Genomic DNA, 17,990 nt, shown 5'->3' on the forward strand with positions numbered 1-17,990 from the left:
GGTGCAGACACCTGATAAGAGGAGCGCATTCATGGCTGTTGGTCTTGGTCCTTTGCCTACGTTGCACCCGGTTGCCGGTTTCGAACTCGGTATCGCTTCGGCCGGCATCAAGCGCCCGGGGCGCAAGGATGTGGTGGTCATGCGCTGCGTCGAAGGCTCCACGGTGGCGGGCGTGTTCACCCTCAACGCGTTCTGCGCCGCGCCGGTGATCCTGGCCAAGCAACGGGTACAAGGCCCGGTGCGTTACCTGTTGACCAATACCGGCAATGCCAACGCGGGGACCGGCGAGCCTGGCCTGGCCGCAGCCAAGCGCACTTGCGCCAAGCTGGCGGAGCTGGCCGGCGTCGATGCCAGCGCCGTGCTGCCGTACTCCACCGGGGTGATCGGCGAGCCGCTGCCGGTCGAGAAAATCGAAGGCGCCCTGCAAGCCGCGCTGGATGACCTGTCCGTGGACAACTGGGCCGCCGCCGCCACCGGGATCATGACCACCGACACCCTGCCCAAGGGCGCCAGCCGCCAGTTCCAGCACGAGGGCGTGACCGTCACCGTGACCGGTATCAGCAAGGGCGCGGGGATGATCCGTCCGAACATGGCCACCATGCTTGGCTACATCGCCACCGACGCCAAAGTCTCCCGCGAAGTGCTGCAGAACCTGTTGCTGGACGGAGCCAATAAGTCCTTCAACCGCATCACCATCGACGGCGATACCTCCACCAACGACTGCTGCATGCTGATCGCTACCGGTCAGGCCAATCTGCCGGAAATCACCCAGGCCGAGGGGCCGCTGTTCGCTGCCCTCAAGCAGGCAGTGTTCGAGGTGTGCATGGAGGTGGCCCAGGCCATCGTCCGTGACGGCGAAGGCGCGACCAAGTTCGTCACCGTTGAAGTCAACGGCGGCGCTACTCACCAGGAATGCCTGGACGTGGGCTACACCGTGGCGCATTCGCCGCTGATCAAGACCGCGCTGTTCGCCTCCGACCCGAACTGGGGCCGCATCCTCGCGGCGGTGGGCCGTGCCGGCGTGCCGGACCTGGACGTCAGCAAGATCGATGTGTTCCTCGGCGAGGTTTGCATTGCCAGCCGTGGCGCGCGGGCTGCCAGCTACACCGAAGCCCAGGGCGCGGCGGTGATGCAGCAGGAAGAAATCACCATCCGCATCGAGCTGAGTCGTGGTGCTTGCAGCGAAACCATCTGGACTACCGATCTGTCCCACGAGTACGTGAAGATCAACGCGGAATACCGCACCTAAGAACCTCGCCGGCAACCCCGCTCCGCTCTGTAGGAGCCGGCTTGCCGGCGAAACGCAGATCCAACGCCCGGCCCGTGAGGGCCTGGCCCAATGCCTGATCAGAGGAAACAGCGCGGTGAAACGAGTCCATGTGGCTGCGGCCGTTATCCGGGATGCCAGCGGCAAGATCCTGATTGCCCGGCGTGCCGACACTCAACATCAAGGTGGCCTGTGGGAGTTCCCCGGCGGCAAGGTCGAGACTGGGGAGGCGGTCGAGACCGCGCTGGCCCGAGAGCTGCTGGAAGAACTGGGGATTGCTGTGACAGCAGCCCGCCCACTGATCAAGGTGCAGCACGATTACCCGGACAAACAGGTACTGCTGGATGTCTGGGAAGTCTCGGCGTTCAACGGCCAAGCCCATGGCGCTGAAGGGCAGCCCCTGGCTTGGGTGACTGCTCGTGAATTGGCCGACTATGAGTTCCCCGCGGCGAATCAGCCGATCGTCGCCGCGGCCCGTCTGCCGGCCCACTACCTGATTACCCCTGAAGGTCTGGAAACCCCGGCCTTGCTGCGTGGCATGCAGAAGGCCATTGCCCAGGGCTGCAAACTTATCCAGTTGCGTGCGCCCAGCGGTTACGACCCGCAGTACCGCGATCTGGCGGTGGACGCAGTAGGCCTGTGTGCCGGCAAGGCGCAGTTGATGCTCAAGGGCCCCTTCGAATGGCTGGGGGACTTTCCGTCGGCGGGTTGGCACATCACCTCGGCGCAGTTGCGCAAGTACGCCAGCGCCGGGCGCCCGTTCGGCAAGGACCGCTGGTTGGCGGCTTCCTGTCATAGCGCCGAGGAGCTGTCCCTGGCCCAGCAGATGGATGTGGATTTCGTGACCCTGTCGCCAGTGCAGCCAACTCAGACTCACCCCGACGCCCAGCCCCTGGGCTGGCAGCAGGCGCAGCAGTTGATCAACGCTTTCAACAAGCCGGTGTATCTGCTGGGCGGTGTTGGGCCTGCCGAGTGTCAGCAAGCCTGGGACGCCGGTGCTCAGGGCGTTGCCGGAATCCGCGCCTTCTGGCCGCAGGACTGAAGACAGCCGCTGCGTCAGCGCTGGCGAGCAGCGGTCCATGCAGCCGCCGGCTTGCCAGCGAATGCGTTGTCAGTCGTGAGCCCTTTCGCCGGCAAGCCGGCGCCTACGCAGAGGGGGCGGGCTTGGCTGCGGCCTGCCAGAGGATTTCCGCGATGCCTTGGCGCTTGGCAATCAGCCGCGCCGCGACAAACAGCAGGTCCGACAGGCGATTGATGTAGGCCAGCCCCACGCCCTGCAAGGGTTCCACGGCATTCAGGTGTTGGCAGCGACGCTCGGCGCTGCGCGCCAGACTGCGGCATACGTGAGCCTGGGCGATCAGCGACGAACCACCGGGCAGGATGAAATTCTCCAGAGGCCCCAACTCCTCATTCCAGGTATCGATGGCCGCCTCAAGGCGCTCCACCTCGGCCTCGTTGAGTGCCTGATACACCGGCATGGCCAGTTCGCCCCCCAGGTCGAACAGCCGGTGCTGACAGGGAGCCAGCACCTCGATGATGTCCTTGAACCCCGGACAGGCATCAACCTGCTCCTCCAGGCCGGCCAGAAGCAGTCCCAACTGGCTGTTCAAGGTGTCGACTTCACCGATGGCTTCCACTCGTGGGTGATCCTTGGCGACCCGGCGGCCGTCTCCGAGTCCGGTTTCGCCTTTGTCGCCGGTGCGGGTGTAAATCTTCGACAAGCGAAAACCCATGCTTAGTTCTCCAGTGGTAGCGGTTCTTGAACCGGGGGCTGGTTGCTCGACAGGGGCAGGCGCAAGGTAAAGCAGGTGCCTTGGCCCCGGGTCGATTGCACTTCCATTTGCCCCTTGTGGTTGTTGGTGATGATGAAGTACGACACCGAAAGGCCGAGTCCGGTGCCCTGGCCGATCTCCTTGGTGGTGAAGAAGGGCTCGAAGGTGCGTTTGCGCACGCTTTCGCTCATGCCGATGCCGTTGTCTTCCACCTGGATTTCTGCCCAGGGCGGATTCAGCTTGGTGCGCAGGATGATGCGACCGGGTTCGCTGTCGTCCTCACGCTGGTGAATGGCCTGGGCGGCGTTCTTCAGCAGGTTGAGCAGCACTTGCTCCAGTTCGTTGGCGGTGCCGGGCACGGGCCCCAGGTTCGGGTCGAACTGACGGATGATCGCTTGCCCCTTGAAGTCGAAGCCGATGGCCAGGTCGAAGTCGTTGCTGGCGATTTCCACCGCCTGGTCAATCAGCGCCGGCAGGTCGCAGGGGGCCATCTGGCGATTGCTGCGGCGGCTGAAACTGAGCATGTGGGTGACGATCTTGGCGGCCCGGGCCCCGGCTTGTTGAATGCCGTCGAGCAGCTGCGGCACTTCGCGGCTTTCCAGGTAACGGTTGACGGTTTGCAGTTCGACGCCGATCTGTTGTGCGTGTTCGAGGTTCTTCGGCAGGTCCGGGGACAGCCGGCGGCGAATGTTCTGCACGTTGTGCAGGATGGCGCCCAAGGGGTTGTTGATCTCGTGGGCCATGCCGGCGGCCAGGCCGCCCACCGAGAGCATCTTCTCGGACTGCACCATCATTTCTTCCAGGGACAGGCGCTGGGTGATGTCGTCGATGCGGATCACCACGCCGCGGCCGGCGCCGCCCATCAGCGGGTAGAAGGTCAGGGCGTAGTGCCGGGCCTCATCGTCCTTGACCCAGGTCACCCGTTCGACCTTGGTCACTGTGTGTTGCTCGACGGTTTCCTTGAGTTGCGGCAAAAACGGCTTGAGCGGTTCGAAAGCAAGGAAGATCGGCTGGTTCAGGGCTTCGTCCAGGCGAGTGCCGGACAGGGCGCTGGCTTCCTGGTTCCACTGGGTGACGTACAGTTGCTCGTCCAGGGCGATCAGGGCCGAGGGCATGGAGTCGATGATGCTATTGAGGTAGTTCTGAAAGCCGGTGAGCTTCTTCTCGATCTTGCTGCGCACCTGGACTTCCAACTCCAGCTTGCGGTTGGTGTGGCGGGTTTCTTCGGCCAGTCCCTGGGCCTGATCGTAGGCGGCCTGGGAGTCGTCGCGGGCACGCTTGAGCTGCTGCTCCCGCGCCTCGATGCGCGACAGCATGGTGTTGAAGGCTTCCGCCAGGCTGCCGATTTCATCGTGGTTGCCGCGGGCAGCGCGCAGAGCGTAGTTCTCCTCGCGGGTCACCTGGCGCGACAGCTCTTCGAGCTGGTGTATCGGCTGGGTGATCAGGCGCTTGATCTGCCGGGCGATGATCAGCCAGAGCAAGACGCTGAAGATCAGGATCCCCAGGCTGGCGGTGAGGGTTCCGGTATAGAACGCCATCGGCAGTTCGCTGGTGGCGACCAGCAGCAGATGCCCCGGGGCCTGGCCCGGGCGCGGCAGGGTGATGACCTGGTTGCTGCGGAACTCGGTCAATTGCCAGGCTTCGATATGGCGGTAACGCTCGGGCAGCTTGAGGTGTTCGCCGTGTTGCAGCTGCGCCAGGCGTACACCCTTGCCGTCATACAGGGCCGCTGCCCGCAGCGGGGTGTAGCTGTCGAGTTCATCCAGGAGCTTTTTTGCGTCTTCCGGGGAGTTCAGGGCCTGGGCCGCCAGGGTCGGGTTGGACACCAGCCGGCCGATGGTCTGCAGGGCCTGGGGCGCCATGCTTTCCTGGGAGATCCAGTAGGCGGCGCTGATAAAGGTCAGGTTGGCGACCAGCAGTACGGTGGTCAGCAAGACGAGCAGGGCGGCCAGGAGCTTTTGGCCCACGGGCAGGTTTTCGAGACGCTGGCGCAATGGCATCGGCTATATCGCTGGAAATGAGCAAGTGGGCAGCGTAGCCGCTGCTCAGGCGCTGGGCAATCCGCGCCGTTGCAGGTGGCTGACCAGGCGTTGCTGCAACTGTTGCAGATGGGGCAGTTGCAAGCGATGGCGGGCGGCTGCCTGGCAGGCATAGCCCAGCAGGTAGCTGATCTCGGTGCGGCGTTGACTGGCCACGTCCTGATGCATGGAGGAATAGTTGGCGGCGGTGGCCTGGATCACCCGCTCCACTTCCTGTTGCAGGTTTTGCGCGGCGGCCGGTTGTCCGCAGCAGTGCAGTAGCTCGCTCAGCTCGGCACACAGCGTGGCCACCTCGCACTGGTGCTGCTGCAGACCGCCGTTGCGGCAGTCGTGCAGCACGGTCAATGGATTGATCGCACAGTTGAGGGCCAGTTTGCGCCACAGTCGGGTGAGGATCTGGGTGCTCCATTCGTGGGGTATGCCGCTGGCGACCAGATCGTCGAGCCAGATCGGCGGGGTCGGGTGGCCGGAGTCGCCGAGCCAGGTATAGCCATGGCCGGCGAAGACCACGCGCCAATCACCGTCGCGAAAGGCCCCTTCGGTACTGGAGGCGGCAATGCAGCGTGCCTGGGGCACCTTGGCGGCCACGGCGTCCTGGCTGCCGAGACCGTTCTGCAGCAGGATCAGTTCGGCGCCTTGGGTCAGGCGCCGGGCGATGCTGGACACCGCCGCTTCGGCGTCATAGGCCTTGCACGCCAACAGCAGCCGGCTGATGGGCGTCGTGCTGTCGACGGTTTCCCCGGGAATCGCCAGCAGGCTGCTCTGGCCCTGCTCCACCAGCGTCAGGCCGCCCGCCGCTTGATACGCCTGCAAGCGGGCCTGATTGCGCAGGATCAGGCGCACCGGCAAGCCGGCGCGAGCCAGGCGGGTGGCCCACAGGGTGCCGAGGCTGCCGGCGCCGAGCACATGCCAGGTGGTGGACATTCGGTTTTCGCTCTGTTTGGCCGCCCCAGGGAGGCGGCGCAGTGAAGGAGGGGAAAGACCCGTTATAATGAGCGCGGATTTTAACCGCAAGCCGGGCGTGTTCGATGTTTTGAACAGCGCCCCTTTTTATTTGGAGAGATTACATGCCGTCGTTTGACGTGGTATCCGAACTGGACAAGCACGAAGTCACCAACGCGGTGGAAAACGCCGTCAAGGAACTGGATCGCCGCTATGACCTCAAGGGCAAGGGCAGCTTCGAGTTCAAGGACAAGGAACTGACCGTCAACCTGACCGCGGAAGCTGAATTCCAGCTGGAAGCGATGATCGAGATTCTCAAGCTGGCTCTGGTCAAGCGCAAGATCGATGTGCAGTGCCTGGAGGTCAAGGACGCTTATGCCTCGGGCAAGGTGATGAAGCAGGAAGCGGTGCTCAAGGAAGGTATCGACAAAGAGCTGGCGAAAAAGATTGTCGCGCATATCAAGGATGCCAAGTTGAAAGTGCAGGCCGCCATTCAGGGCGAGCAGGTACGGGTCACTGGCAAGAAGCGTGATGACCTGCAAGAGGCCATCGCCGCCCTGCGTGCCAAAGAGTTCGGCATGCCGCTGCAGTTCAACAACTTCCGCGACTGACCCCCAGTCTCCGGGAACCTCTAGAGCTTTTTGGCGTCCGAGGCCGGAGCAATGGCAGAAACGATTGCGCTCCAGCGGAGCCGGTCGTTCTGCCGGTCAGTCATGCACGCCGCCACCCCGGGGAATCTGGAGAGATAGATGGATTTGAACGCTGAAGTAGACAACCTGGTCCGGGCTTCCCAAGCCTGGATTCCAATGATCATGGAATACGGCAGCCGGGTGCTGCTGGCAGTGATCACCCTGGCCATCGGCTGGTGGCTGATCAACAAGCTGACCCACAAAGTGGGAAAGTTGCTGGCGTTGCGCAATGCCGACCTGGCGCTGCAAGGCTTTATCAGCAGCCTGGCCAACATCATTCTCAAGGTGCTGCTGATTGTCAGCGTGGCCTCGATGATTGGTGTCGAGACGACCTCGTTCGTGGCCGCCATTGGTGCCGCCGGGCTGGCTATCGGCCTGGCCCTGCAGGGCAGCCTGGCGAACTTCGCCGGAGGGGTGTTGATCCTGTTGTTCCGTCCGTTTCGCATTGGCGACTTCATTGAAGCCCAAGGCATCAGCGGCAGCGTGGACAGCATTCAGATTTTTCACACGGTGTTGCGTACCGGTGACAACAAGACGGTGATCGTGCCCAACGGCAACCTGTCCAACGGCATCATTACCAACTACAACCGCCAACCCACTCGCAAGGTGGTGTTCGACGTGGGTGTGGATTACGACGCAGATCTGCAGAAGGCCCGTGAAGTGCTGCTGGAGCTGGCGAAAGACGAGCGGGTGCTGGCCGATCCTGCACCGGTAGCTGTGGTGTCCACCCTGGGTGACAGCGCGATTACCTTGTCTCTGCGGGTTTGGGTCAAGACTGCGGACTACTGGGACGTGATGTTCCAGTTCAACGAGCTGTCGCGCGATCGCTTGAAGGCGGCGGGAATCGATATTCCCTTTCCGCAACGAGTGATTCGTGTGGTTCAGGAAGCGGCTGTGTCATAACTTGCTTGCAAGACTTGGCTAAGTGGTCAACTAATGTTGTTCAAGACAAGGGGCTTTTAGGCCCCTTGTTTGTTTTCAGGGTTCCTTGGCAACTATCAAGTTCCATTCGAAGGCGAGGGGACATAACGAGTGCTGGCAACTTATTTAGTTAGCTTGCTATTTAAGATTTACTTGTTCGGGTTGCTGTTGTCACGCACAAAAAAAGCCGCCGACCTGATCCAGGTCGGCGGCTTTTATTTGAGTTGCGCGTTAACGCAATCAGCTGAGCAGTGAAATTACAAGATGCTCAGTGGGTACTCTACGATGATACGAACGTCGTTGTTGTCTGCGGTGTAGTCCTTGTTGTACGCGCCGTTGGCACGGTACACGGCGCTACGCAGGCGGAACGACAGGTCCTTGGCTGGACCTTCTTGCATCACGTACTTGGTTTCGAAGTTGAACTCGTTTTCCTTGCCTTCGGTGTTCGACGAAGTGGTGATGTTGTCACCCTTCACGTAACGGGCCATGAAGCTCAGGCCTGGGACGCCGAGGGTCGCCATGTTCAGGTCGTAGCGAGCCTGCCAGGAGCGCTCGTCTTCACCGATGAAGTCGGAGATCTGGATGGAGTTGGCGACGAAGATGGTGCCGTTGCCGTCCACACCGTACAGGTAGTTGGTGTCGCCGGTGGAGCGCTGGTGAGCGATGGTGAATTTGTTCGGGCCGATGCTGTAAGCAGCTGCCAGGCTCCACAGTTTGTTGTCCAGCTTGCCGTACAGCTTCTTGCCGTCGTCTTCGGTGCGATAGCCGTTGAAGTCCAGGTTCAGGGACTGGCTATCGGCGATCGGGAAGGTGTAGTTCAGGTTGATGTACTGCTTCTTGAAGTAGTCATCAACCTTGGACGCTGCCACACCGCCGACGAAGTTGTCGGTGAACTTGTAGGTCGCACCTGCGAAGTCGGCAGAGGTCAGGCCTGGGTTTTTCAGGCCGGTGTCGCTGTTACGACCGTTGATGCTGTCGTTGTACTGACCGGTCTGCGAACGCAGGGCGGTGAAGTGACCTGCATTCAGCTCCAGGCCTTTGATCTCGTTGCTGGTGATCAAGGTACCGGTGGCGACTTCAGGCAGCAGACGGCTGTCGTCGGTGGAGAATACCGGGCTGGCAACCATCTGGTTGCCGTACTTCAGTACGGTATCGGAGATGCGGAACTTGACCGCGCCACCTACAGCGGAAGAGTCTTTTTCAGGCTCGCCCAGGCTGTTGTTGGCTGCCAGGCCGTTACCGGAACGACCGGCACCACCGTCCAGCTTGACCACGCCCATGGCGAAAGCGTCAACGCCTACACCTACGGTGCCTTGAGTGAAGCCAGAGCTGTACTGCAGCAGTTCACTCAGGCCGGTGTCTTGGCGATAGCCGCTTTTGTAGGTGCCATCGTCACGTTGGCGGTTACCTGCACCGTTCTTGAAGTCACGGTTCATGTACTCGAGACGGGTTTTCGCGGTCAGGGTGCTGTCTTCGATAAAACCCTTTGCGTCGTCCTGGGAGGACGCGATTGCGAACTGCGAGGTGCCTGCTGATACAGCCAGGGCGATCATGCTCCACTTCATCACGCGCATCGTGATTTGCTCCTTTGGTTTTTAGAAGAGTACTGCCGTCCCACCTGTTTTTTTATCTGGGCGGCTCTTTCTTTTTGTGTCGGCGCAAACTTATATCACGCTGACAATGTTGGCGATACTTGCCTATCTATCCTTTCAGCTTCTTTACGACCCTGTCGCAATTTGCTCGGTCGGTGTCGCAATTCTGCAGCCAGTCTGTATCCGAACCAACAACTTAGGTTGTGTTCTTCGAAGGAACATCACGAGCCATTGAGCTCCCGACATACACACTCTAAAAAGCACCGCAGGGCAGCCTTGCCACTATTATTATGAGTCTGTGACGAGCCACTTCCGGTGCTCCGTCGCAAACGATGTCGGGGGTGAATGCAACAAGCGTGCACAAACCAAAGTTGTCCGCACTTTTTTCTTCTGGACGGTGTGCCGACCTGTAAAAACCGCATAAAACCGCCATGCAAAGCGTCTTTTTGTTTGGCTTGACGCCAAGTCCGCCCTGGTGCAGGACTGTGCAATAAGTCGCACAGCGCGCCAAAATGTTACCGGTCCACACCGCAAAGTGAGTAGACGGCGGATGCTTGAGGATTTCAGCGTAGACCGTCTGTGCGATTCTGGTGCAAAACTTTTGTAATGCTGTGCAGGGTTCATACAGTCATGTGCGGTTTACGCTCGGCGACGACGAAGGCGCGGCGAGTCATATTTGAGGCGCTTTTGATGCTTCGTACATAAATGGTGCAAAGCCTCAAAAAATGTCCTGTCGTGGGACGTTTGCGCTGCATTGAGGCTGGCTCCTTGCCGGCTGGTTAACGGGCGATGTCCGGGGTGAGCGCTTTGGTCATGAAGCCCTGGGCATTCGCAGGTATGCTGCGCGTCTGTCGCCTGGTCAGTGTCGATGATGCTGTGGGCCAGGCTGAAATGAGCTGAGCGGGAGTAAATGCAGTGTTCACTTTAGATTCACGGCTGCAACAAGACACATTGCCCATTGGGGATTTCCCCCTCTGTCGGCTGCTGCTGTCCAATGACGCGAACTATCCCTGGTTCATCCTCGTGCCCCGTCGTGAAGATATCAGTGAGTTGTTTCAACTGGATGTCACCGACCAACTGCAGCTATGGCGGGAAACCACAGCGTTGGCTGAAGTGCTCAAGGATTCCTTCGATGCCGATAAGTTGAATGTGGCGACGTTGGGTAATGTGGTGAGTCAGTTGCATATGCATGTAATAGTGCGCAAGCGGGATGACGCCGCGTGGCCGGCGCCAGTGTGGGGCAAGCACCCGGCCAAGCCTTACACCGCGCAGGAGGTTGTGGCGATTCGCAATCGACTGCGGGTAGTTCTGACCGACGATTTCCAATTTCTGGAGGTTTGAGCCATGAGTCTGGAAGCGCGTGTTACCGACCTGGAAAGCCGTCTGGCGTTTCAGGACGACACCATTCAAGCCTTGAACGATGTGCTGGTAGCGCAGCAGAAGGTGCTGGAGCGCCTGCAACTGCAGATGAGTGCCTTGCTCAAGCGTCAGGAAGAAATGGTGGGGCAGTTCGAGTCTTTCGAGGAAGAGGCGCCGCCCCCGCACTATTAAAGGAAGCTCGGCATTCTTGAGGCACAAAAAAACCGCGCCATGGCGCGGTTTTTTGTTGGCGTTGATCAGCGGCGCGGCAGCGCGGCGATCACGTCTTCGGCTTGCAGGCCTTTATCGCGGTTCATGACCGAGAACTCCACGCGCTGGCCTTCCACCAGAACGCGGTGGCCTTCTCCGCGAATGGCGCGAAAGTGCACGAAGATATCATCGCCGGAGTCGCGGGAAATGAAGCCGAAACCCTTGGATGTGTTGAACCATTTCACGGTGCCGGTATCGCGGTTGCTCATGTCGTAGCTGGGAGCGGCGGACGCGGCGGGTGAGGATTTGTAAAAGCTGATGCCCAGGTGCAGAGCCACGGCGATCAGGGCGGTCAGCAAGCTCACCAGGACGGCTGGTTGGCCACCAATCACTGGCATTGGCGCCAGCAAGGTGAGGGTTTGCAGGACGACAACCAGTACCAGCAGGGCGCTGACCAGGTTCTGCAGGTGATGACGCGAGCCTTTGTTCCAGTGCGGGATAACTGGAGCGAGGATCAGGTTGAGCAGGCCGAACAGGGCCAGGTAAATAGCATCGGGTTGTTGCAGGTAGGGAACCGCGTCAGATCTAAGACTCGGAATCAAAGACAGCAGCAAAGCTGCAATGCCTGTCAGCAGGTGGACGATTTTCAACATTTTGATTAACTCACGTTAAGAAGGAAGCACAAGGAAGAGCTGATCACGCACGGTTCGCTTCTGAATAAAGGGGTGAGGCGGTGGTTACGTACGCAGTGTCAGCCTATGCGCGCTGGCCGAAGAAATAGGCATCAGCGACACGGAGTCTATTTAACAGCAAAGCCCTGGCCTTCTCAAATCAGCAGCGGGCGATTGGAAATGGGGTATGCCGCGCTTGGTCATCGAAACTTCAGGCAAAGGCGCGTTCTAGACAGATGGCTGTGGCTTTCCGAGGAACGCCGGTTTTTTCCAGAGGTCAGACACTGCCTGCAACTCAGTGTTTGCAAGCCATGGCCGGGCCATGGGGCAATCCACCGCGGGCCGATTGACGATCCGAGTCGGCGGGGCAGCGACACTCTTGCTAGAGTGGTCCGGCAACTGATTGGGTGAATCCATCCCGTTAACGGAGAGAAACATGACAATTGATATCGGTATCAGCGAAGAAGATCGTAAATCCATTGTCGACGGCCTGTCCCGTCTGCTTTCGGACACCTACGTGTTGTACCTGAAAACCCATAACTTCCATTGGAATGTCACCGGCCCGCAATTTCGCACCCTGCACTTGATGTTCGAAGAGCAGTACAACGAACTGGCCCTGGCGGTCGACCTGATCGCCGAACGTATCCGCGCCCTGGGCTTTCCGGCGCCGGGTGCCTACTCCATCTACGCCAGGCTGTCTTCGATCAAGGAAGAGGAGGGGGTGCCGGCCGCGGAAGAAATGATCAAGCAGTTGGTCGCCGGTCAGGAAGCGGTCACCCGTACTGCCCGCGGCATCTTCCCGTTGCTGGACAAGGTCAGCGACGAGCCAACGGCGGATCTGCTGACCCAGCGCATGCAGGTGCATGAGAAAACCGCGTGGATGCTGCGTTCCCTGCTGGAAAACCGCTAAGTCGCTCATGGCCGATGGCGTCCCGGACGCCATCCGCGCCTTTTGACACGCTCCGCCATCTATATGGCCATACGGCTGCACAGGGCCGATTTAATGGATATAATCCCGCTCTTTGCTAAGTAGCCCGGGCTTTGGCGTGGGCTCTGGCTGTAGTTCAAGCAGTAATCTGGATTGCCGAGACGCCCCCATGCCCATGTACGATTACCAATGCGCTTCCTGTGGTCATCAGTTGGAAGCCATTCAAAAGATCAGTGCTGCGCCACTGGTCGACTGCCCTGCCTGCCAGGCACCTGAACTGAAAAAGATGCTGTCCATGCCCGGCTTCCGCCTCAGCGGCACCGGCTGGTATGAAACCGACTTCAAGACCGGCTCCAAGAAGAACCTGGCCGGTGGCGACAAAGCTGACTAAGTTGAACGACACGCGCGAGTTCTTGCACTATCCGGCACCTCATGGTGCGCAAGGCCTCCATCGAATTTCGAATTACGAGAAGTGAAACCACTACCATGATGCGCAGCCATTATTGCGGCCAACTGAACGAAAGCCTGGAAGGTCAGGAAGTAACCCTTTGCGGATGGGTCCACCGTCGCCGTGACCACGGCGGGGTGATTTTCCTCGATATCCGTGATCGTGAAGGTCTGGCCCAGGTGGTGTTCGACCCGGACCGCGCTGAAACCTTCGCCGCCGCCGACCGCGTGCGCAGCGAATACGTAGTCAAGATTACCGGCAAGGTGCGTCTGCGCCCGGCCGGTGCCGGCAACGCCAACATGGCTTCGGGCATGATCGAAGTCCTGGGCTACGAGCTGGAAGTGCTGAACGAAGCGGAAACCCCGCCGTTCCCGCTCAACGAATACTCCGACGTGGGTGAAGAAACCCGTCTGCGCTATCGCTTCATCGACCTGCGCCGTCCGGAAATGGCCGAGAAGCTGCGTCTGCGTTCGCGCATGACCACCAGCATCCGTCGCTACCTGGACGAGAACGGTTTCCTCGACGTGGAAACTCCGATCCTCACTCGCGCCACCCCTGAAGGTGCTCGCGACTATCTGGTGCCGAGCCGTACCCACGCCGGTAGCTTCTTCGCCTTGCCGCAATCGCCACAGCTGTTCAAGCAACTGCTGATGGTGGCCGGCTTCGACCGCTACTACCAGATCGCCAAGTGCTTCCGCGACGAAGACCTGCGTGCCGACCGTCAGCCTGAGTTCACTCAGATCGACATCGAGACCAGCTTCCTCGACGAAAAAGACATCATGGGCCTGACCGAAGGCATGATCCGCAACCTGTTCAAGGAAGTGCTGGGTCTGGAGTTCGGCGAATTCCCGCACATGACCTTTGAAGAGGCCATGCGTCGCTACGGTTCCGACAAGCCGGACCTGCGCAACCCGCTGGAACTGGTAGACGTTGCCGACCAACTGAAAGAAGTGGAATTCAAGGTCTTCAGCGGCCCGGCCAACGATCCGAAATGCCGTATCGCCGCGTTGCGCGTTCCTGGCGGGGCGAGCATGCCGCGCAAGCAGATCGACGACTACACCAAGTTTGTCGGCATCTACGGTGCCAAGGGCCTGGCCTACATCAAGGTCAACGAGCGCGCCAAGGGTGTCGAAGGTCTGCAATCGCCGATCGTCAAGAACATCCCGGAAGCCAACCTCAACGTGATCCTCGATCGCGTGGGTGCGGTCGACGGCGACATCGTGTTCTTCGGTGCCGACAAGGCCAAGATCGTCAGCGAGGCCCTGGGTGCCCTGCGCATCAAGCTCGGTCACGACCTGAACCTGCTGACCTGCGAATGGGCGCCGATGTGGGTGGTCGACTTCCCGATGTTCGAAGAGAACGACGACGGCAGCTTCACCGCCTTGCACCACCCGTTCACCGCGCCCAAATGCTCGCCTGAAGAGCTGGAAGCCAACCCGGCTACCGCTCTGTCGCGCGCCTACGACATGGTTCTGAACGGCACCGAGCTGGGTGGCGGTTCGATCCGTATCCACCGCAAGGAAATGCAGCAAGCGGTCTTCCGTCTGCTGGGCATCAGCGAAGCCGAGCAGGAAGAGAAGTTCGGCTTCCTGCTGGACGCCCTGAAGTACGGCGCGCCGCCCCACGGTGGCCTGGCCTTCGGTCTGGACCGTCTGGTGATGCTGATGACCGGCGCCCAGTCGATCCGTGAAGTGATCGCCTTCCCGAAAACCCAGAGCGCGGCCTGCGTCATGACTCAGGCACCGGGTCTGGTGGATGCCAAGGCGCTGCGCGAGCTGCACATCCGCCTGCGCGAACAGCCCAAGGCTGAATAAGCCGGCCCGATTAGGCGCACCCTCGGGTGCGCTTTTTCTATGGGTCGAGTTTTGTTGCCCCGCCCGCCAAGCGGCGTGGGCAATGTTTCAAAGAGAATTTGGAGCAAGTTATGGCAGGTCATTCCAAGTGGGCGAACATCAAGCACCGCAAAGAGCGTCAGGATGCCAAGAGAGGCAAGATCTTCACCAAGTGGATTCGTGAGCTGACCGTCGCGGCCCGTCAGGGCGGCGGCGAGCCCGGCTCCAACCCACGTTTGCGCCTGGCCCTGGACAAGGCCCTGGGCGCCAACATGAGCCGCGACATCATCGATCGTGCCATTGCCCGTGGCACCGGCGCGGCCGGTAGCGACGATGTGGTCGAGCTGACCTATGAAGGCTACGGCCCCAACGGCGTGGCGGTGATGGTCGAATGCATGACCGACAACCGCAACCGCACCGCGGCGGCGGTTCGTCATGCCTTCAGCAAGTGCGGCGGCAACCTGGGGACCGACGGTTCGGTGGCCTATCTGTTCGAGCGCAAGGGCCAGATCACCTTCGCCGAAGGTGTCGACGAAGATGCGCTGATCGAGGCGGCGATGGAGGCTGACGCCGACGATGTGGTGAGCAACGAAGACGGCACGGTCGACGTGTTCACTTCGTTCGCCGGTTTCTACGGCGTGCGCAATGCCCTGGAAGCGGCGGGCTTCACCGCTGCGGACGCGGAAATCGTCATGCTGCCCACCACCAGTGCCGAACTGGACCTGGAGGGGGCGGAGAAGGTCCTCAAGCTGATCGACATGCTGGAAGACCTGGATGACGTGCAGAACGTCTACTCCAATGCGGATATTCCGGAATCGGTGGCCGAGCAGCTCGGCTGATCCCACTGCACTACCCTTGAAGCCGGATGCGCTACGCCGCGATGATTGCGCGGCAGGGCGCTTCCGGCTTCTGCCTTTTTGCGTTTCCGGTCCTGGCCGGCCGGCATTCTTACTCAAGCAGCAGGCTTTATGACTCTAATTCTTGGCATCGACCCCGGCTCACGCATTACCGGTTATGGCGTGGTTCGAGACACCGGGCGTGGCTGCGTGTACGTGGCGTCCGGCTGTATTCGCACCGGTGCCGGCGAGCTGCCCGAGCGCTTGCAGATTGTCTATCGCGGTGTGCGTGAGGTGATTCAGACCTACGGTCCAGTGACCATGGGCATCGAGAAAGTGTTCATGGCGCGCAACGCCGATTCGGCGCTCAAGCTCGGCCAGGCCCGGGGCGCAGCGATTGTTGCTGGAGCCGAGGAAGGCCTGGAGATCGCCGAATACACCGCGACCCAGGTCAAGCAGGCCGTGGCCGGGACCGGCGGGGCCAACAAGGAGCAGGTGCAGATGATGGTCATGCACTTGCTCAAGCTCACCACCAAACCGCAGATCGACGCCTCGGATGCCCTGGCCATTGCCATTTGTCACGCTCACACCCGCTCCAGCCTGTTGCCCCATGGTCTGGGAACGGCACGCAGTCGTGGCGGGCGCCTGCGTCTCTGATAGCATCAGCGCAGTCATTTTAGGAGTGGAGCGTTGTGCGCCTGGGCAGTCGGCGCGAACGCTCGCTCAACGAGTCGCCAGCTGCGAGCTGGCCATCGCTTAAGGATCTGAAACGTGATCGGACGCTTGCGCGGCACCCTGGCTGAGAAACAGCCGCCGCACCTGATTCTTGATGTAAACGGGCTGGGCTATGAAGTCGAAGTGCCCATGACCACCTTGTACAGGCTGCCGTCGGTCGGCGAACCCCTGACCTTGCACACCCATTTGGTCGTGCGCGAGGACGCGCAGTTACTCTACGGCTTCGCCGGCAAGCGCGAGCGAGACTTTTTTCGCGAGTTGATCCGTCTCAATGGCGTGGGCCCCAAGCTGGCCCTGGCGCTGATGTCCAGTCTTGAGGTGGATGAACTGGTGCGTTGCGTGCAGGCCCAGGACACCTCGGCCCTGACCAAGGTGCCCGGAGTCGGCAAGAAGACCGCCGAGCGCCTGCTGGTGGAACTCAAGGATCGCTTCAAGGCCTGGGAGGCGGTGCCGAGCATGTTCGCCCTGGTGCCGAACCAGCCGGATGCCCCGGTGCCGGTGGCCAGCGCCGAGTCCGATGCGGTCAGTGCGCTGATTTCCCTGGGCTACAAGCCTCAGGAAGCCAGCAAGGCGGTGTCCGCGATCAAAGAAAAAGGCTTGAGCAGTGAAGACATGATCCGCAGAGCCTTGAAGGGAATGATTTAAGTGATTGAAGCTGATCGTCTGATCGCCGCCACGGGCCCCCGTGAGCGCGAGGAAATCCAGGACCGGGCGATTCGTCCGGTCAGCCTGGCCGACTACATCGGCCAGCCCAGCGTGCGCGAGCAGATGGAGCTGTTCATCCAGGCCGCCCGTGGGCGCAACGAGTCCCTGGATCACACCTTGATCTTTGGCCCTCCGGGGCTGGGCAAGACCACCCTGGCCAACATCATTGCCGAGGAAATGGGCGTCTCGATCAAGAGCACCTCGGGGCCGGTGCTGGAGCGCCCTGGCGATCTGGCGGCGCTGCTGACCAATCTTGAGCCCCATGACGTGTTGTTCATCGACGAGATTCACCGGCTGTCGCCGATCGTCGAGGAAGTGCTGTACCCGGCCATGGAGGATTTTCAGCTCGACATCATGATCGGCGAGGGGCCCGCTGCGCGCTCGATCAAGCTGGACCTGCCGCCGTTCACCCTGGTGGGCGCCACCACTCGCGCGGGCATGCTGACCAACCCGCTGCGGGACCGTTTCGGTATCGTCCAGCGCCTGGAGTTCTACAGCACGGCGGATCTGGCGACCATTGTCAGTCGTTCCGCCAACATTCTCGGTTTGCCGCTGGATCCGGAAGGCGCCTTCGAGGTCGCGCGGCGGGCCCGTGGTACTCCGCGGATTGCCAACCGCCTGTTGCGCCGGGTGCGGGATTTTGCCGAAGTGCGGGCCAAGGGGCACATCACCAAGCCGATCGCCGACCTGGCATTGAACCTGCTGGATGTCGACGAACGTGGCTTCGATCATCAGGACCGGCGTCTGTTACTGACCATGATCGAGAAGTTCGACGGTGGTCCGGTGGGGGTCGACAGTCTGGCCGCGGCGATCAGCGAAGAGCGTCACACCATCGAAGACGTGCTGGAGCCGTACCTGATCCAGCAGGGCTACATCATGCGCACTCCCCGTGGTCGTGTGGTGACCCGGCATGCGTATCTGCACTTCGGTCTAAACATTCCGTCACGATTGGGTGACATGCCTGTGGTAGACGAATTCCTTGATGCTGTGGACGATTAATCACCCGCGTCTTGTCGATTTATTCGGGGTTTGTGCTGTCCTAGG

General features: G+C 60.7%; 18 protein-coding genes. 13 read left to right on the forward strand and 5 right to left on the reverse strand.

Annotated elements, in window-relative coordinates; genetic code table 11:
* Positions 1–31: 31 nt before the first annotated feature.
* Positions 32–1,249, forward strand: a complete 1,218-nt coding sequence (argJ, locus tag GWQ44_RS22910) for a bifunctional glutamate N-acetyltransferase/amino-acid acetyltransferase ArgJ (RefSeq protein ID WP_275928321.1) — start codon at positions 32–34, stop codon at positions 1,247–1,249.
* Between the two features lie 115 nt (positions 1,250–1,364).
* Positions 1,365–2,309: a Nudix family hydrolase gene (locus GWQ44_RS22915; protein ID WP_275928322.1), complete on the forward strand. Its 945-nt coding sequence runs from the start codon at positions 1,365–1,367 to the stop codon at positions 2,307–2,309.
* A 103-nt stretch (positions 2,310–2,412) separates the two neighbouring features.
* Here the strand turns inward: GWQ44_RS22915 and GWQ44_RS22920 are convergent, their stop codons facing one another.
* Genes GWQ44_RS22920 through GWQ44_RS22930 form a run of 3 tightly spaced genes read right to left on the reverse strand, consistent with a single transcriptional unit; the run spans position 2,413 to position 6,002 of the window.
* The gene (locus GWQ44_RS22920; protein WP_047305819.1) at positions 2,413–3,000 is read right to left on the reverse strand and encodes a cob(I)yrinic acid a,c-diamide adenosyltransferase; all 588 of its coding nucleotides are present in this window, start codon (positions 2,998–3,000) and stop codon (positions 2,413–2,415) included.
* A gap of 2 nt (positions 3,001–3,002) precedes the next feature.
* Positions 3,003–5,039 carry a HAMP domain-containing sensor histidine kinase gene (locus tag GWQ44_RS22925; protein WP_047305818.1) on the reverse strand — a complete coding sequence of 679 codons (2,037 nt, stop codon included), beginning with the start codon at positions 5,037–5,039 and terminating at the stop codon, positions 3,003–3,005.
* 45 nt (positions 5,040–5,084) lie between these two features.
* Entirely contained in the window at positions 5,085–6,002 is a 918-nt protein-coding gene (locus GWQ44_RS22930) for a putative 2-dehydropantoate 2-reductase (RefSeq protein WP_016963223.1), read from the reverse strand.
* A 143-nt stretch (positions 6,003–6,145) separates the two neighbouring features.
* On the opposite strand from GWQ44_RS22930, the gene GWQ44_RS22935 reads away from it, so the two are divergent.
* Both GWQ44_RS22935 and GWQ44_RS22940 read left to right on the forward strand, forming a co-directional pair.
* On the forward strand, positions 6,146–6,631 hold the full coding sequence (locus GWQ44_RS22935) for a YajQ family cyclic di-GMP-binding protein (protein ID WP_011063029.1): 486 nt from the start codon (positions 6,146–6,148) through the stop codon (positions 6,629–6,631).
* A gap of 138 nt (positions 6,632–6,769) precedes the next feature.
* Positions 6,770–7,612 (forward strand): mechanosensitive ion channel family protein, encoded by an 843-nt coding sequence (locus GWQ44_RS22940; protein ID WP_016963222.1) that lies wholly within the window; start codon positions 6,770–6,772, stop codon positions 7,610–7,612.
* 275 nt (positions 7,613–7,887) lie between these two features.
* On the opposite strand, the gene GWQ44_RS22945 is transcribed toward GWQ44_RS22940, so the two are convergent.
* Positions 7,888–9,204 carry an OprD family porin gene (locus GWQ44_RS22945; RefSeq protein ID WP_060840730.1) on the reverse strand — a complete coding sequence of 439 codons (1,317 nt, stop codon included), beginning with the start codon at positions 9,202–9,204 and terminating at the stop codon, positions 7,888–7,890.
* A gap of 933 nt (positions 9,205–10,137) precedes the next feature.
* Here GWQ44_RS22945 and GWQ44_RS22950 point away from each other — a divergent pair.
* The gene (locus GWQ44_RS22950; protein ID WP_016963220.1) at positions 10,138–10,563 is read left to right on the forward strand and encodes an HIT domain-containing protein; all 426 of its coding nucleotides are present in this window, start codon (positions 10,138–10,140) and stop codon (positions 10,561–10,563) included.
* 3 nt (positions 10,564–10,566) lie between these two features.
* The gene (locus GWQ44_RS22955; protein WP_047305816.1) at positions 10,567–10,773 is read left to right on the forward strand and encodes a SlyX family protein; all 207 of its coding nucleotides are present in this window, start codon (positions 10,567–10,569) and stop codon (positions 10,771–10,773) included.
* Positions 10,774–10,838: 65 nt separating this feature from the next.
* Here GWQ44_RS22955 and GWQ44_RS22960 read toward each other — a convergent pair whose 3' ends face one another.
* Complete coding sequence (locus GWQ44_RS22960) at positions 10,839–11,444, reverse strand: cold-shock protein (protein WP_047305815.1); 606 nt, start codon at positions 11,442–11,444, stop codon at positions 10,839–10,841.
* A 454-nt stretch (positions 11,445–11,898) separates the two neighbouring features.
* Here GWQ44_RS22960 and GWQ44_RS22965 point away from each other — a divergent pair, with 454 nt between their 5' ends.
* From GWQ44_RS22965 to ruvB, 7 genes are all read left to right on the forward strand, one after another.
* Positions 11,899–12,372 carry a Dps family protein gene (locus GWQ44_RS22965; protein ID WP_016963217.1) on the forward strand — a complete coding sequence of 158 codons (474 nt, stop codon included), beginning with the start codon at positions 11,899–11,901 and terminating at the stop codon, positions 12,370–12,372.
* Between the two features lie 187 nt (positions 12,373–12,559).
* Positions 12,560–12,781 (forward strand): zinc ribbon domain-containing protein, encoded by a 222-nt coding sequence (locus tag GWQ44_RS22970; RefSeq protein WP_010457489.1) that lies wholly within the window; start codon positions 12,560–12,562, stop codon positions 12,779–12,781.
* 95 nt (positions 12,782–12,876) lie between these two features.
* Positions 12,877–14,652 (forward strand): aspartate--tRNA ligase, encoded by a 1,776-nt coding sequence (gene aspS, locus GWQ44_RS22975; protein ID WP_011063022.1) that lies wholly within the window; start codon positions 12,877–12,879, stop codon positions 14,650–14,652.
* 110 nt (positions 14,653–14,762) lie between these two features.
* The gene (locus tag GWQ44_RS22980; protein WP_016963216.1) at positions 14,763–15,509 is read left to right on the forward strand and encodes a YebC/PmpR family DNA-binding transcriptional regulator; all 747 of its coding nucleotides are present in this window, start codon (positions 14,763–14,765) and stop codon (positions 15,507–15,509) included.
* 129 nt (positions 15,510–15,638) lie between these two features.
* Positions 15,639–16,163, forward strand: a complete 525-nt coding sequence (gene ruvC / locus GWQ44_RS22985; RefSeq protein ID WP_016963215.1) for a crossover junction endodeoxyribonuclease RuvC — start codon at positions 15,639–15,641, stop codon at positions 16,161–16,163.
* Between the two features lie 114 nt (positions 16,164–16,277).
* On the forward strand, positions 16,278–16,886 hold the full coding sequence (gene ruvA, locus GWQ44_RS22990) for a Holliday junction branch migration protein RuvA (RefSeq protein WP_016963214.1): 609 nt from the start codon (positions 16,278–16,280) through the stop codon (positions 16,884–16,886).
* Complete coding sequence (gene ruvB, locus GWQ44_RS22995; RefSeq protein WP_016963213.1) at positions 16,887–17,945, forward strand: Holliday junction branch migration DNA helicase RuvB; 1,059 nt, start codon at positions 16,887–16,889, stop codon at positions 17,943–17,945.
* The last annotated feature ends 45 nt before the right edge of the window (positions 17,946–17,990 follow it).

It is taken from the genome of Pseudomonas sp. 3MA1, from assembly GCF_029237275.1.
In the GTDB taxonomy this organism is placed as follows: Bacteria; Pseudomonadota; Gammaproteobacteria; order Pseudomonadales; family Pseudomonadaceae; genus Aquipseudomonas; species Aquipseudomonas fluorescens_AP.